Source organism: Rahnella sp. JUb53 (genome assembly GCF_004346065.1).
Lineage (GTDB): Bacteria > Pseudomonadota > Gammaproteobacteria > Enterobacterales > Enterobacteriaceae > Rahnella > Rahnella variigena.
In genome coordinates this window covers 1-13921 of the sequence record NZ_SLYT01000005.1, presented here as the reverse complement: position 1 = coordinate 13921, position 13921 = coordinate 1, and the positions used below count along the sequence as shown (strand labels likewise).

The following is a 13921-nucleotide window of genomic DNA, read 5'->3' as shown; positions in this document are numbered from 1 at the left end:
ATTCGCTTTTTTTGAATGAAAAGGCAGCAAACGAACGCGTTTTATGTGTTTTAGATGACAAAGCCGTTGACGACACAGGCCCAATACGGTTTAATGCGCCCCGTTGCCCGGATAGCTCAGTCGGTAGAGCAAGGGATTGAAAATCCCTGTGTCCTTGGTTCGATTCCGAGTCCGGGCACCATATTTAAAGAAACCAGCCTAACGGCTGGTTTTTTGCTTTCAGCGGTACGGACTCTCCATCGAACTTCGTTCGATGACTCGCCTTAGCAGGCTCGCCCTGCGGGCCAACGGCAAAGCCGTTGTTCAAACGCCTGCGGCGTTAGTCCGAGTCCGGGCACCATATTTAAAGAAACCAGCCTAACGGCTGGTTTTTTGCTTTCTGCGGTACGGACTCTCCATCGAACTTCGTTCGATGACTCGCCTTAGCAGGCTCGCCCTGCGGGCCAACGGCAAAGCCGTTGTTCAAACGCCTGCGGCGTTAGTCCGAGTCCGGGCACCATATTTAGAAGAACCCGCCTATGGCGGTTTTTTTGCTTTTTGCGCTACGGACTCTCCATCGAACCTCATCCCCAATTGTCTGACGCTTGCTCAGCCCACATCATTTCCTGTCCAATCCCCCACTGCTATCCCCTATAAACTCATATTAAACCTGCACTTGAGCTGATACATTGCAGATTGAACATTGAGCAAATTTATAGGATATAAAATGCCTTCGTCCACAAATCCGCTACTCGCATCTCCGTTGAAAACCGGCGATACCGTTGGTTTTTTCTCTGCGTCGTCACCTGTTACTGCTACGGCACCTGAGCGTTTTTCTCGTGGAAAGAAATTTCTTGAAGAAAAAGGATTTGTACTGAAAGCGGGCTCACTGACGGGGCATTCTGACCATTACCGTTCAGGTTCAGTTGCCGCGAGAGCGGAAGAATTCAATCAGCTGATCCGCGACCCGCAGGTGCGTTGTGTGATGTCGACGATTGGAGGCAATAACAGCAATTCCCTGCTGCCTTATCTGGACTACGATGCGCTGCGCGCTGACCCGAAAATCATTATCGGGTATTCCGATTCCACGGCGCTTCTGGCCGGAATTTATGCTCAGACCGGTCTCATCACGTTCTACGGTCCGGCGCTGGTGGCTTCTTTCGGCGAGTTTCCCCCGCTGGTTGATGAAACCTGGGCCTCTTTTGCCGATATCCTGATGACCCGCCATAAAGCGCCTTACCGTTATCCTCTTCCTGCATACTGGACGGACGAAAAGCTCAACTGGAATGACGTCACGCCCGTCAGAGCCAAAAAATTGTATGCAAATACCTGCCGTTTTCTCGGGGCAGGACGCATTGAAGGACGGGTTATCGGCGGGAACCTGAATACTTTATCAGGCATCTGGGGTAGCCCTTATATGCCGGAAATTCATCAGGGCGATATATTGTTTATTGAAGACAGCCTTAAAGATATTGCCACCGTTGAACGCTCTTTCTCGATGCTGAAGCTCAACGGAGTTTTCGATCGTGTGAGCGCCATTCTGCTCGGAAAACACGAACTGTTCGATAATGCCGGTACGGGAAGACACCCGGCGGACGTGCTGCTGGAGATTCTGAACGGGCAGGAAATTCCCCTGGTCGATGGCTTCGACTGTTGCCACACTCATCCGATGTTAACACTTCCTCTGGGCACTGATATTGTTGTCGACTTTGATCGACAGCGTATCGACATCTCTGGTCATTACCTGCGCTGATACCTCCTAAATCACGTACTACTAAAATTCCGTACGTGATTTATTATCATCTTCCTGTTTCATATCCCGGCCATTTACATTTCAAGCGACTGCTCTGTAAACATTTACTACAGAAATCTGTTTTTAAAATAGAAGGGTTTATACTAACTGCCCTCTGTGAAGCAGTATATAAAGATAAAGCACCCGTAAAGCAGCACTGTACTAATTAACTGATGCAGCGGAAATGACCGAATATTCTAAACAGGGAGGAGTGGAATGCCCATGGTTTATCTGATTGAAAATCAAATAGTCTTCAATCCGGAGGAAAATTCGCTTTCATTACTGAGTGATGATGAAAGTAAGATCACCGTCTCAAATCCTGCACGGAGAATATTATTATTGTTAATCGAACAACAGGGCGTGGTCGTTCAGCGTGAAACATTCTTTAAAAAAGTATGGGATGACTACGGCCTGAACGCTAGCAATAATAACCTTAATCACTGTATCAGCAAATTACGTAAAGTCATCTCAACGCTGGGATACCAAAATGAATTTATCGTTACTGTGCCTAAAGTCGGATTTATCATCCGGAAGGAAATCATTATTGAGACCTGTGCCAATAAGATTGAGACTCAGGTATTAGTAGAAAATAGTGATGAAGTTGCTAAAGAACCCGATATTGTTCTGAGCGGAGCGATGCCGGATGACGAAATAATAAATCATTCTGTGGCGCCACAGCAAAATGCAACTGAACCTGAACCTGAACCGCAGAAGGGAAAATATCATCATTATTTTATAATGAGCATTCTGGTCACTGCCGCACTGACAGTCTGGGCAATTTTCATTTTTTACAATGATATGAGCGATCCGAAAGCTGACTTAGAGATTGCCAAAATCGGATCCTGCAGCTTGTACGCTACGGCCCCGGTTTCCCGGTCAAATAAGAGTAATTTTATTCAACTGGCAGAAGATTTTCTGCATAAGAACAATATCTCATGCAAACCAGGACACATTCTTATATTTCAAAGCGAGCTTTTCTCTTCGCCAATAAATACCGGTTCAGTGCGGGAGTTTCTCGCGCAATGCAGCACCGATGACAATCATAAAGCAAGTGTTTGCATAAGCTATTATACAAATGACAGGACCACGCATGATCAGTGATAGAAAATTTATTCCTCCGGGTAAGAAAACCATTATTTTTACGTTACTTCCTGTCGCCGCATTGCTGTTAGTGTTATATGGAATGTCTCTGAGAAAGGACAAGCATACGTTCCCGGTTAATATCCCTTGCAGGGGAAGTATGATCGTAGAAGCACAATATGATCATCAGAGAGCGAAAATGGTGACCTCTCTGTACTTTAGTTTTCTTGATAATCGTAAAATTTTAGTTTCACTCAGTGGAACTGCATATTTATACAATGAGGAAGGAAAACTGGTAAACAGGAAAACTTTGCTGAGGAATATCTATTATGACTACGTACAGGAGAGCAAAGTGACCGATACCTATTCAATGACCAGCAGACAGATTAACATTGATAGCATAGACAGTATGGACTGGGGGATTTCTTCGCTTCTGATGATAAACAGTTTTTTTCTGACCGGGCATACCGATACGATGGTGTTGAAGAAATATGATGACAACACCATGCTGATAGAAAGTAATCAGTCTTCGTTTGCATTATGTGTTTTCAAAAAATCTTTTTAAAAACAGCAAAATGGATGAAGCCTGATTATTTATAGTAAAGATATAAATCATAACCGCAAGCCTGGGCATAACGAGACAAAGTACTGAAGCTTGCCTGAGCTGGCCGCTTCTCAAGACGGGTGATTGCCGGTGGCGTGATCCCAAGCCGTCTGGCCAGTTCAGTTTTACTCAATCCGGCATCCTCGCGCAGGGTTTGCAGCAGGGCGTGAATGTGCTTTTCTGCGATGAGTTCAGGTGCCTGGGCTGAGTATATGGGCTCTTCCAGCGCCTGAGCCCGCAGTTTTGCCGTTCTTAGCATATCGTTCTCCCTTATCTTTGCGGTCAGTAATAGTTAATTTTGACGATCACCGACGCATCAAACTGCCCGAGAGAAAGTGTTTTCCCCGGAATGGCACTCAGTTTTGCAGTGAAGTTTTTGGTGACCTCATTCACATTGTTAAGCTCTGCAAAGTTATCGTACCGGTTGAAAGTAATTGCCTTCTGCTGGTCGTTGTAGAGCATGAGCTTGGCACCGTTTGAAAGGTCTATCGCGGTGTCATCCAGCAGCGGACTGGCCGTAGAAAATTCTGCCTGCAGTGAGAAGTTATCCAGACATCCTTGTTTTACAGCCTTAATGGCAAATGGCAGTGAAATACCTGAAGATCGTGAAAGGGTCGTGCTTTGAATGGCGCCAAAATCAACAATCTGAGATTCCGGATACACTTTCAGGTCTGAACCGCAGGCCAGAAAACGGATCCCCTGCAAGCCAGAAAGGTTGTATTTGAGGTTTTTAGCACCGGGGGATTTGTTAATACCTCTGCTGCCATCAAGCTGAAAGACGGTGAACTGATCCGCGCCCTGGTAATGCCCGCTGGAAGGGGCATTACCACTGACTTTGATATACAGGCGAAACGTCACGTTGACGGTGACGTTCTGGCCCTTTTTGATAGGCGTACTGTTAGTACTGAGTCTCTGCTCGTTCTGTTCCAGATCCTGCCCGTTGTAGCTCACACCCAGCAATAAGCCTTCCCCGATCGACTGGGATTTAGGGTTAAAGTAGAAATGCACAACGTCAATAATCGACCCCAGCACATTGTCGCAATACGCCGTGACGTTGATGTCATTCGATTCCCAGACCTTGGTGCCGACAGGAACATTCGCCGGGATAGCCAGTTGCCCTACTGGTATCGCCGGTTTATCCACAATACCGGTGCCTTTCTCCACACAATCGAGCGCCAGGGCGCTGCGGGAAAATAAGAAGAGCAGGATGATGATTGCCATCCGGCCAATGGATAATCTGCAAATATCAGGCATAACAATCCCTTTTCTTTATGGTAAATCCGTTCAGTCACGGCTTCTCACGTGGTTGTTATCGCTTATCATCCTTGCTGATAAGCTGACATTGCACGGACGGGCAATGATATTGATTGACCTGAAGACCGCCATAATCATCCATGTACCCGAGACTGTAACGGTCGCTGACGTACTGACTGCCGGTCAGAGATTCCGTCGCAAACGGCGCCAGCATGACGCTGTCAAAACCCGATGCATTGCCTTTATTGTCTTTACCCAGATATCCGACAGTGATGTAAAAGGGTGTAGGATTCGTCAGTTTCAGCCCGTTACTAAGCCGTGAAACCTGGAGCTGTTCCTGCCAGTCGGCTTTCAACAGTTTTCTCAGTTCCGCCGGGCGGAAGAACAATTTCACGCGGCTTTGGATTGCCACCTGCATCACGTTCGCCATATCACTTTTTGGCGGCACTTCGCGCACGTTGAAGTAGAACAGCGACTCACGGTCTTTCGGTAAACCGGCCGTTTCCGGCAGTTGCAGAATACGGATCTGGCTTTTCTGCCCGGCATCAATTCGCTGCATCGGCGGCAGCGCCACCAGCGGCGAGGTAATTTTTTCGCCCTGAGCGTTCTCCAGCCAGACCTGCGCCAGATAAGGCAGTTCCTTGCTCTGGTTCTCGAGCATGACGCTGACGGATTTATCGCTGGCGTTATAGATGATGCGCGTCCGGTCAAGATTCACCGCGGCGACTGCCGGATAACATGCTCCAGCCAACATCAGTACGGCTACGCAGCGTAAAATCATTTTTTTCATCTGGTTATTCCCTTACTTATGCGATCCCTTCAGACCGCTTTTCATCATTAATTGCAAGGCAGCAATACCTGCCCTGAAGAGGTTTCAGGCTGCGGCGGCACCTGAACCTGGCATTGCTGGTCGTCTCCCCAGCGGACAGTCAGGGATTTCTCACCTGACACCCCGGCCAGATAGGCCAGACCTCCGTCACCGATTAGTCCGGCTTCAAAACCGGAGCTGTTGTCGGTGACTGATGCCCCGAGCGGCGGATGACTGCCATCTTTCAGGCGGATCACCGCCATCAGACGCTCACCTTTAATCGCGCGGATTTTGCGAAAACCTATTGCCCCTTCCGTCAGGGTTTTACTGACCACTGAGCTATAGACTTCCACGTCATCCGGTAAATGGTTCACATCAACGCGGATATCAGAGGTCTGATAACTGGATACGCCATTCACCACCGCAATGCCGTAATCATTGGTCACGGACGCCCCGTCGCTTATCGGAATGCCTTTCACGCCGGTCGACACCATCATGCGAGGCTCGCTGCCCGCGCTGCTCTGATGCAAGGCCGCACCCGCCGCAGTGGCGGTAAACGAGCCGTACCAGTTCGCATTCACCGAACGGTAATCGTTATTTTTCACGCTGCCGTTAGCGCCGAACTGGCCGTACGGCGACATATGCTGATAGTTCGCGCGGAACACACCGTTACCTTTTTGTATATCCGGACTACTCCCGCCCGCGCCAACGCGCCAGGTATTGTTCGGGTCCTGACTGTTGTAATACGACGCGGTTTGCGAGAAGCCGCTTTGCGAATCCTGCTGCGCGTCGTAGCTGATTTGTTGTCCTGAAGACAGCGGGAGGCTGAGTGACAGAAACATCTGGTTTTCATCGGTATCACGGTAATTCAGCTTGCTGGCCGAAAAGGTGGCAGAGACACCGGTAAAGCGCCCGATATCGAAAATCTTGCTGACGGAGACGCTGTAGTTGTTGCTCGGGTCTTCGTTCCAGTAGACCTTATGCGTCGCCGACAGATACAAGGTGATCGCCGGCCACGGCAGATACTGGTTAGCGGTCACTGTGTACGTTTGTTTGTCATCACGGGAATAACCGTCACCGTTCACCTTGTCGAGATACTGGTTAAAAGACATAAATGTCTTTTGTGAAAAGCGATAACCGGCGAACGTGATCTGACTGCCAGTCGAATCAAAGCGTTTGGAATAGTTGGCGCGGTAGCTGAAACCGGTTTGTTTACCCGCATCTGGTACGGTCGCAGAAGAGCGAGTCACGTCAAAAGATACCGCGCCGAGTTTTTGCAGGTTTTGCCCGATACCCAGCGCCTGCGCCTGATAATTCCCGGTCGTCGCAATCAGCCCGCCATAAAGCGAGAAATCATTTAGCGCCCCCCAGGACATTTCCCCGCTGTAAAAACCCGGCTGTAAAACGCGGTTGCTGCTGCCTGTGGTCGGTTTCCCCATGGCCGTTTTAAACCGCACCTGGCCTTTGCGGGTCAGAAAGGGAATGGTGGCCGTCGTCACCTGATAGGTAGTGACGCTGCCATTTTCTTCTTCGATTTTGACGTCCAGCGAACCCTGTACTGCTTCGGTCAGGTCCTGAACCACGAATGGCCCCGGCGAGACGTTGGTCTGGTAGATGACCCGTCCATTCTGGCTGATACTGACTTTGGCATTGGTTTTGGCGATCCCGGTCACCTGCGGCGCATAGCCACGTAACGACGGTGGCAACATGCGCTGGTCACTGTTTAGCGACGCACCGAGAAAGCGGAATGAATCAAAAATGTCAGAACTCAGATACGTTTGTCCCCCGGTCAGGCGTGCGCCGATAGAGGGTAAAGCGCGATACACGTATTTCTGCGTCCAGGTGAAATTATCACTGGCTGGCGAACCTGAGGTGCGGGAAGAGGAATACTGATAATCCGCACGGGCGCGCCACGCCCCGAGGTTAAACCCGGTGGTACCGTAGCTGCTGAAACTGGTCGAAGTATCGCCCTGTTGAGGCATGTAACGGCTACCCAGCAGGTTATAGTCGAGCAAAACGCCGTTTACACCCTCATCCCATTGAGAAGGTGGCACCCAGTTCTGGTCGTGGAACGTCAGCCAGGCTTGCGGAATGCTGATATTAAGCGTCTGCCTTTCCTGATCGTAACGAGTGGTCACTTCCGGCATTTTATCCAGTGACGTACATTTGCCGTGATGCCAGAGGGTTATTTTTTCCCGGGCTGCTTTGGTCAGATCGAATTTATCCACCAGTGAAGGCGGTAAACATAACCGGCTATTTTTATTATCATCGACCGGAATATATTGAATGACACTCTGGTCACCGAAGGTGCGACCATTAAGCATCACATCCAGCAGGTACTCTCCAGGCGCGATGTAATTGGCAACCTGAAAACGCGACAGATCGACGTTATTGCGATCGGCAGAATCAATAAAGTTAACGTTAAATTCCACCGCCAGGCTTCTGATTGAAATTAAGCATCCCGACAAAAGGAAAATAAGCCAAAAGCCTGTCCCCTTCCTTGTCGATGTTCCATCCATCGCAAACAACATAATAAAATCACTTTTTGCTTTTATAGATCAAACATAAACCCCTGGCGCAGGTGCACCTGGAAAATAAAGGGGAGATAACTCCCCTAAATAATAACAATGCTTATTTATAATTCAGGGCGTACGTTGCCTGAGAAACGATAGTACCGGTCGAAACTGGCTGTGAGTTGGCTTCAACGCGCGCAGCAAATACCAGCTCATTATTACCGGTGACAAGGTTGATATCTTTAGAGGTATCACCGACTTTCAGCAGGTCGCCGTTCGCATCAATCAGACGAATGCCTGCGCCTTTTGCACTGCCGGTGTTAGCCAGCAGTTCACTCGCGCTGCTGTCAGGCGTGCCTGCGAAAGAAACGGCCACTTTAGACATCGCCGGATATTCGACGGTGCCCGCAGTTTGTGCAGTCAGGTCGCAGCCTTGCAGGTGAATGGTGTAGTTAACGTTCTGGGAATATTTATTACCGCTTTCCAGCACCTTATTCGCTACCTGACCCATGTTCACATTAATGTCCTCATCTCCTGGAGCAATTGAGCAAGGCGCATTAATAACGGTTCCGGTGAAATGAATGCGGCCAGAGCCCTGATCGGTTCCTGTCGGCGGTGTTGTAACATCATCTGCGAAAGCTGAAGCAGAAATAAGGGCAGATAAAGCGATAACCAGTGTCTTGTTCTTAGCGTTAAACATAGTAAGTCCTTGAGATTGTAACGGTAGCTATTAAGCGTTAAGCAGCTGTTAAGCGATATTATTCGCTGTACCGAAGAGAGCACCCCTCTCTTGCCAGATCAATATACTGATATTTTTAATTTAACGTTATAATAATTCGCTTAATGCAAATATTAAGAGTTTTACGCTCGGATTAATCTTTAAACATTGCCATTATGAAAGGAAATTAACTTATAAGTTAAAATAAATGATATTAAATGTTCTCTAATGAATAATAATTTTCGCATTAGATAAGGTGAGTTAAGCTTTATTTAACCAATTTATTACATTTTTAATCATAAATTTTTACCAATCACTCCTTTTTTCTCCTCCTACCTCTCCATTTTATTTATGTGGAGTGCTCCGCAATGAACATGCGCATATCCTGCTGTTTTTACTCTGCTTGCGTGATCTGACCCCCAAAAACCAAACAAAGCCAAACAGCAAACTACACTTAACCTTTGATTGACATATCATTAACAAGTCAAAGGAGAAAAACCATGAGCCATGTTTACAAGCACCCTATTCCTGCCTCTGTCGCAGAACGTACCCTGATTACACCTGAGAAATATCAGCAGTTTTATCAACAGTCTGTCGAAGATCCGGATGCATTCTGGGCCGAACAGGCGAAAGTATTAGACTGGATCAAACCTTTCACAAAAGTGAAGAACACGTCATTCGCACCGGGAAATATCGATATCCGCTGGTTTGAGGACGGCACCCTCAATCTGGCCGCGAACTGCCTGGATCGTCATTTAGCGGAAAAAGGCGACCAGACGGCACTGATATGGGAAGGCGATGACCCTAACGCTGAAAACAAACACGTCACCTACAAACAGCTTCACCATGATGTCTGCCAGTTTGCGAATGTGCTGAAAGGATTGGGTGTTAAAAAAGGCGACGTCGTCGCGATTTATATGCCGATGGTGCCGGAAGCTGCCGTTGCCATGCTGGCATGTGCGCGTATTGGTGCCGTGCATTCCGTTATCTTTGCCGGTTTCTCACCTGAAGCCGTCTCTGGTCGTATTATCGACTCCAGCGCGAAAGTGGTTATCACCGCCGATGAAGGGCTGCGTGCGGGTCGCACGATTCCGCTGAAGCAGAATGTGGACGATGCGCTAAAAAATCCTTCAGTCACCAGCGTGACACATTCCATTATTTTCAAACGCACCGGCAAACAGGGCGAGTGGAAAGAAGGTCGTGATATCTGGTGGCATGATGCCATTGACGGCGTTTCAGCTGATTGTCCGGCCGAAGAAATGAATGCGGAAGATCCGCTCTTCATCCTCTATACCTCCGGTTCTACCGGTAAGCCAAAAGGCGTGCTGCACACCACCGGCGGTTATCTGGTCTATGCCGCTCTTACATTTAAATACACCTTTAATTATCACGACGGAGACATCTACTGGTGTACCGCCGATGTTGGCTGGGTAACGGGTCACAGCTATTTGCTCTACGGCCCGCTGGCATGCGGCGCAATCAGCCTGATGTTTGAAGGTGTGCCAAATTATCCGACACCGGCCCGCATGGCTCAGGTCATTGATAAGCATAAAGTAAACATCCTTTATACAGCTCCTACCGCTATCCGTGCACTGATGGCTGAAGGCGATAAAGCGATTGAAGGGACCAGCCGTGAATCGCTGCGGATCATGGGCTCGGTGGGGGAACCCATTAATCCGGAAGCCTGGGAGTGGTACTACAAAACAATAGGCAACAGCCATTGCCCGATTGTCGATACCTGGTGGCAAACCGAAACTGGCGGTTTCATGATAACGCCATTGCCGGGCGCCACTGAGCTGAAAGCCGGTTCGGCAACGCGACCGTTCTTTGGCGTTCAGCCTGCGCTGGTGGATAACGAAGGTGTTCCACAGGAAGGTGCATGCGAAGGCAATCTGGTGATCACCGATTCATGGCCCGGACAGGCGCGTACGCTGTTTGGTGATCATGAACGCTTCGAGCAGACCTATTTCTCAACGTTCAAGAATATGTATTTCAGTGGCGACGGTGCCCGTCGTGACGAAGACGGTTATTACTGGATCACTGGCCGCGTTGATGACGTGCTGAATATTTCCGGCCATCGGCTGGGAACTGCTGAAATTGAATCCGCGCTGGTTTCACACCCTAAAATTGCAGAAGCGGCTGTTGTCGGCATTCCGCATAACATCAAAGGGCAGGCTATTTACGCCTACATCACTCTCAATCACGGCGAAGAACCGTCACCGGAACTCTATACCGAAGTGCGCAACTGGGTGCGCAAAGAGATAGGGTCCATCGCCACACCAGACGTTCTTCACTGGACGGATTCATTACCTAAAACCCGCTCCGGCAAAATCATGCGCCGTATCCTGCGCAAGATTGCTGCCGGCGACACCAGTAATCTGGGAGACACCTCTACGCTGGCGGATCCGGGCGTAGTCGACAAATTGTTGGAAGAAAAACAATCAATGAAAGTGCCGTCGTAATTTTCACCGCCCTGGCGCGGTGAACTCTATCAATGCCTCACAGGAGTCACTGAGATGAATGATCTCATTTATCAGAGAGTTGTAAATAATCCGCGCTTTAGGGAACTGGTGCAAAAACGCAGTCGTTTTGCCTGGTTACTTTCAGGGATTACCTTGGTCCTGTACGTTGCCTTTATCCTGCTGATTGCTTTTGATCCGCAGTGGCTGGGAACCCCACTTTATGAAGGTGCCACGATTACCCGGGGTATTCCTGTTGGCGTGGGGCTGATCGTTATCTCTTTCGTTTTGACCGGGATTTATGTCATCCGTGCGAATAGCGAATTTGACCGGCTGACGGCAGATATTATCCGCGAGGTGCAGCCATGAAGGCTCATCGTGGCTCTCTTCTTTTACTGGCGTTGGTTTCAGCCTTCCCCTTCAACCTGTTTGCCGCCGAAGGAATTGCAGGTGAAGTGAAACGCCAGCCTCTTAATATAGAAGCGATTGTGATGTTCGTACTGTTTGTCGGTGCGACGTTATATATCACCTATTGGGCAGCAAAACGTACGCGATCCCGTCAGGATTACTACACTGCGGGCGGGCGCATTACCGGCCTGCAAAACGGTATGGCGATTGCCGGTGACTTTATGTCAGCCGCGTCTTTCCTTGGCATCTCTGCGCTGGTTTACACCTCCGGATACGATGGGCTGATTTACTCCATCGGTTTCCTGATTGGCTGGCCGATTATCCTGTTCCTCATCGCCGAACGTCTGCGAAACCTGGGTAAATATACCTTTGCCGACGTTGCGTCTTACCGTCTTAAGCAGAAACCCATCCGGCTGCTTTCAGCCTGTGGTTCACTGGTCGTAGTCGCGTTGTATCTGATTGCACAGATGGTCGGTGCCGGTAAGTTAATCCAGCTGCTGTTTGGTCTTAACTATCATGTTGCCGTGATCCTGGTCGGGATCCTGATGGTGCTCTATGTGTTGTTTGGCGGGATGCTGGCGACAACCTGGGTGCAAATCATCAAAGCAATTCTGCTGCTGGCGGGTGCGACATTCATGGCCGTGATGGTCATGAGATCTGTCGGCTTTAACTTCAATACGCTCTTTACTCAGGCCGTTGCGGTGCATTCTAAAGGGATTGCGATCATGAGCCCGGGAGGACTGGTTTCAGACCCGATATCGGCTCTGTCTCTTGGCCTCGCGCTGATGTTCGGTACCGCCGGTCTGCCGCATATCCTGATGCGTTTCTTCACGGTGAACGATGCTAAAGAAGCGCGTAAAAGCGTATTTTATGCCACCGGTTTTATTGGTTACTTCTATATTTTGACCTTCATTATCGGTTTCGGCGCCATCGTTCTGGTCAGTGGGAATCCTGCCTTTAAAGATGCCAGTGGTGTATTGCTCGGCGGCAATAATATGGCAGCAGTCCATCTGGCTGATGCCGTAGGAGGAAGCTTCTTCCTTGGCTTCATCTCTGCCGTCGCCTTCGCCACTATTCTCGCCGTTGTTGCAGGTCTGACATTAGCGGGCGCTTCAGCGGTATCGCATGACCTTTATGCCAGTGTTATCAAGGATGGCAAAGCCACTGAACGGGATGAGTTACGCGTTTCGAAGATAACAGTCATCTTGTTAGGGATCGTGGCGATTGCTCTGGGTATTTTGTTTGAAAAACAGAATATTGCGTTCATGGTCGGTCTGGCTTTCTCCATCGCTGCGAGCTGTAACTTCCCGATTATCCTGCTTTCAATGTACTGGTCCAAACTGACTACGCGCGGAGCAATGATTGGTGGCTGGCTGGGATTACTCACTGCAGTCATACTCATGATCCTCGGGCCAACTATCTGGGTACAAATTTTAGGGCATGCCAAACCTATTTATCCGTATGAATACCCGGCTTTATTCTCGATGATTGTCGCCTTCGTGGGGACCTGGTTCTTCTCGATTACTGATAACTCTCTGGAAGGCCAGAAAGAAAGGGAACGTTTCTATCCTCAGTTTGTACGCTCACAAACCGGGATCGGGATCTCTCAAAGTTCTAATCACTGATTGTTCTGATTTCAGAAACGCAAAAGGCCATCCCTGAAGATGGCCTTTTGTTTGAATCTTCAGTCTTAAATCGCCGAGCCTTTGAATGTAGAAAAGACAAAAGCCCCGTACTTTCGTACGGGGCTTTTGTCTTTTTTTGATGCCTGGCAGTTCCCTACTCTCGCATGGGGAGACCCCACACTACCATCGGCGCTACGGCGTTTCACTTCTGAGTTCGGCATGGGGTCAGGTGGGACCACCGCGCTAGTGCCGCCAGGCAAATTCTGTAATTTACCGAACTCTACGCTTATTACTGGTGCTGATACCCAGAGTCGAACTGGGGACCTCACCCTTACCAAGGGTGCGCTCTACCAACTGAGCCATATCAGCACGCTTATTCTTCTAACAGCTCGCTTATAAGCAAACTTTACTAATTTGATGCCTGGCAGTTCCCTACTCTCGCATGGGGAGACCCCACACTACCATCGGCGCTACGGCGTTTCACTTCTGAGTTCGGCATGGGGTCAGGTGGGACCACCGCGCTACTGCCGCCAGGCAAATTCTGTTTCATCCATACCGCATCATGCCATGATTTCTCAACACACTACGCCATACGAACCAATCTCGGAACAATCAGCTGAAAATCTACTTCAAGTCTCTAAAAACACCTTTGGTGTTGTAAGGTTAAGCCTCTCGGGTCAT

General features: G+C 49.1%; 11 protein-coding genes, 2 tRNA genes and 2 rRNA genes. 7 read left to right on the top strand and 8 right to left on the bottom strand.

Annotation, left to right across the window (positions count from 1 at the left end; translation table 11 throughout):
* Nucleotides 1–105: 105 nt before the first annotated feature.
* From EC840_RS13145 to EC840_RS13130, 4 genes are all read left to right on the top strand, one after another.
* Nucleotides 106–181 (top strand) — tRNA-Phe (locus EC840_RS13145).
* A gap of 525 nt (nucleotides 182–706) precedes the next feature.
* Complete coding sequence (locus tag EC840_RS13140; protein ID WP_132965684.1) at nucleotides 707–1732, top strand: S66 peptidase family protein; 1026 nt, start codon at nucleotides 707–709, stop codon at nucleotides 1730–1732.
* 255 nt (nucleotides 1733–1987) lie between these two features.
* The gene (locus tag EC840_RS13135) at nucleotides 1988–2872 is read left to right on the top strand and encodes a winged helix-turn-helix domain-containing protein (RefSeq protein ID WP_132965682.1); all 885 of its coding nucleotides are present in this window, start codon (nucleotides 1988–1990) and stop codon (nucleotides 2870–2872) included.
* Nucleotides 2862–3416, top strand: a complete 555-nt coding sequence (locus EC840_RS13130; RefSeq protein ID WP_129639352.1) for a FidL-like protein — start codon at nucleotides 2862–2864, stop codon at nucleotides 3414–3416. The genes EC840_RS13135 and EC840_RS13130 overlap by 11 nt, the downstream gene beginning before the upstream one ends.
* 25 nt (nucleotides 3417–3441) lie before the next feature.
* On the opposite strand, the gene EC840_RS13125 is transcribed toward EC840_RS13130, so the two are convergent.
* The 5 genes from EC840_RS13125 to EC840_RS13105 form a co-directional block, all read right to left on the bottom strand.
* The gene (locus EC840_RS13125; RefSeq protein WP_112289160.1) at nucleotides 3442–3714 is read right to left on the bottom strand and encodes a helix-turn-helix transcriptional regulator; all 273 of its coding nucleotides are present in this window, start codon (nucleotides 3712–3714) and stop codon (nucleotides 3442–3444) included.
* Between the two features lie 23 nt (nucleotides 3715–3737).
* Nucleotides 3738–4709, bottom strand: coding sequence for a fimbrial protein (locus EC840_RS13120; protein ID WP_113878358.1), 972 nt, complete (start codon nucleotides 4707–4709; stop codon nucleotides 3738–3740).
* Between the two features lie 55 nt (nucleotides 4710–4764).
* Nucleotides 4765–5499, bottom strand: a complete 735-nt coding sequence (locus tag EC840_RS13115) for a molecular chaperone (protein ID WP_113878357.1) — start codon at nucleotides 5497–5499, stop codon at nucleotides 4765–4767.
* 47 nt (nucleotides 5500–5546) lie between these two features.
* On the bottom strand, nucleotides 5547–7949 hold the full coding sequence (locus EC840_RS13110; protein ID WP_243701067.1) for a fimbria/pilus outer membrane usher protein: 2403 nt from the start codon (nucleotides 7947–7949) through the stop codon (nucleotides 5547–5549).
* A 199-nt stretch (nucleotides 7950–8148) separates the two neighbouring features.
* On the bottom strand, nucleotides 8149–8730 hold the full coding sequence (locus EC840_RS13105; protein ID WP_112289156.1) for a fimbrial protein: 582 nt from the start codon (nucleotides 8728–8730) through the stop codon (nucleotides 8149–8151).
* 518 nt (nucleotides 8731–9248) lie between these two features.
* Here EC840_RS13105 and acs point away from each other — a divergent pair.
* From acs to actP, 3 genes are read left to right on the top strand one after another with little or no spacing between them, the layout of a single operon-like run.
* Nucleotides 9249–11210, top strand: coding sequence for an acetate--CoA ligase (acs, locus tag EC840_RS13100; protein WP_132965678.1), 1962 nt, complete (start codon nucleotides 9249–9251; stop codon nucleotides 11208–11210).
* 54 nt (nucleotides 11211–11264) lie between these two features.
* A complete protein-coding gene (locus tag EC840_RS13095) occupies nucleotides 11265–11576 on the top strand; it encodes a DUF485 domain-containing protein (protein ID WP_112289154.1) in 312 nt (103 codons plus the stop codon).
* Nucleotides 11573–13240, top strand: a complete 1668-nt coding sequence (actP, locus tag EC840_RS13090; RefSeq protein ID WP_165353160.1) for a cation/acetate symporter ActP — start codon at nucleotides 11573–11575, stop codon at nucleotides 13238–13240. Before EC840_RS13095 ends, actP begins: the two co-directional genes overlap by 4 nt.
* Before the next feature lie 141 nt (nucleotides 13241–13381).
* On the opposite strand, the gene rrf (EC840_RS13085) is transcribed toward actP, so the two are convergent.
* The 3 genes from rrf (EC840_RS13085) to rrf (EC840_RS13075) form a co-directional block, all read right to left on the bottom strand.
* A 5S ribosomal RNA gene (gene rrf / locus EC840_RS13085) occupies nucleotides 13382–13497 on the bottom strand.
* Nucleotides 13498–13533: 36 nt separating this feature from the next.
* A tRNA-Thr gene (locus EC840_RS13080) sits at nucleotides 13534–13609 on the bottom strand.
* A gap of 50 nt (nucleotides 13610–13659) precedes the next feature.
* Nucleotides 13660–13775 (bottom strand): 5S ribosomal RNA (gene rrf / locus EC840_RS13075).
* Nucleotides 13776–13921: the final 146 nt, after the last annotated feature.

What these genes read in the sequence shown, in the direction of transcription:
- EC840_RS13135 (WP_132965682.1), top strand. Translation starts at nt 1,988, where the DNA reads ATGCCCATGGTTTATCTGATTGAAAATCAAATAGTCTTCAATCCGGAG.
- EC840_RS13140 (WP_132965684.1), top strand. Translation starts at nt 707, where the DNA reads ATGCCTTCGTCCACAAATCCGCTACTCGCATCTCCGTTGAAAACCGGC.
- EC840_RS13125 (WP_112289160.1), bottom strand. Translation starts at nt 3,714, where the DNA reads ATGCTAAGAACGGCAAAACTGCGGGCTCAGGCGCTGGAAGAGCCCATA.
- EC840_RS13130 (WP_129639352.1), top strand. Translation starts at nt 2,862, where the DNA reads ATGATCAGTGATAGAAAATTTATTCCTCCGGGTAAGAAAACCATTATT.
- actP (WP_165353160.1), top strand. Translation starts at nt 11,573, where the DNA reads ATGAAGGCTCATCGTGGCTCTCTTCTTTTACTGGCGTTGGTTTCAGCC.
- EC840_RS13095 (WP_112289154.1), top strand. Translation starts at nt 11,265, where the DNA reads ATGAATGATCTCATTTATCAGAGAGTTGTAAATAATCCGCGCTTTAGG.
- EC840_RS13120 (WP_113878358.1), bottom strand. Translation starts at nt 4,709, where the DNA reads ATGCCTGATATTTGCAGATTATCCATTGGCCGGATGGCAATCATCATC.
- EC840_RS13105 (WP_112289156.1), bottom strand. Translation starts at nt 8,730, where the DNA reads ATGTTTAACGCTAAGAACAAGACACTGGTTATCGCTTTATCTGCCCTT.
- EC840_RS13115 (WP_113878357.1), bottom strand. Translation starts at nt 5,499, where the DNA reads ATGAAAAAAATGATTTTACGCTGCGTAGCCGTACTGATGTTGGCTGGA.
- acs (WP_132965678.1), top strand. Translation starts at nt 9,249, where the DNA reads ATGAGCCATGTTTACAAGCACCCTATTCCTGCCTCTGTCGCAGAACGT.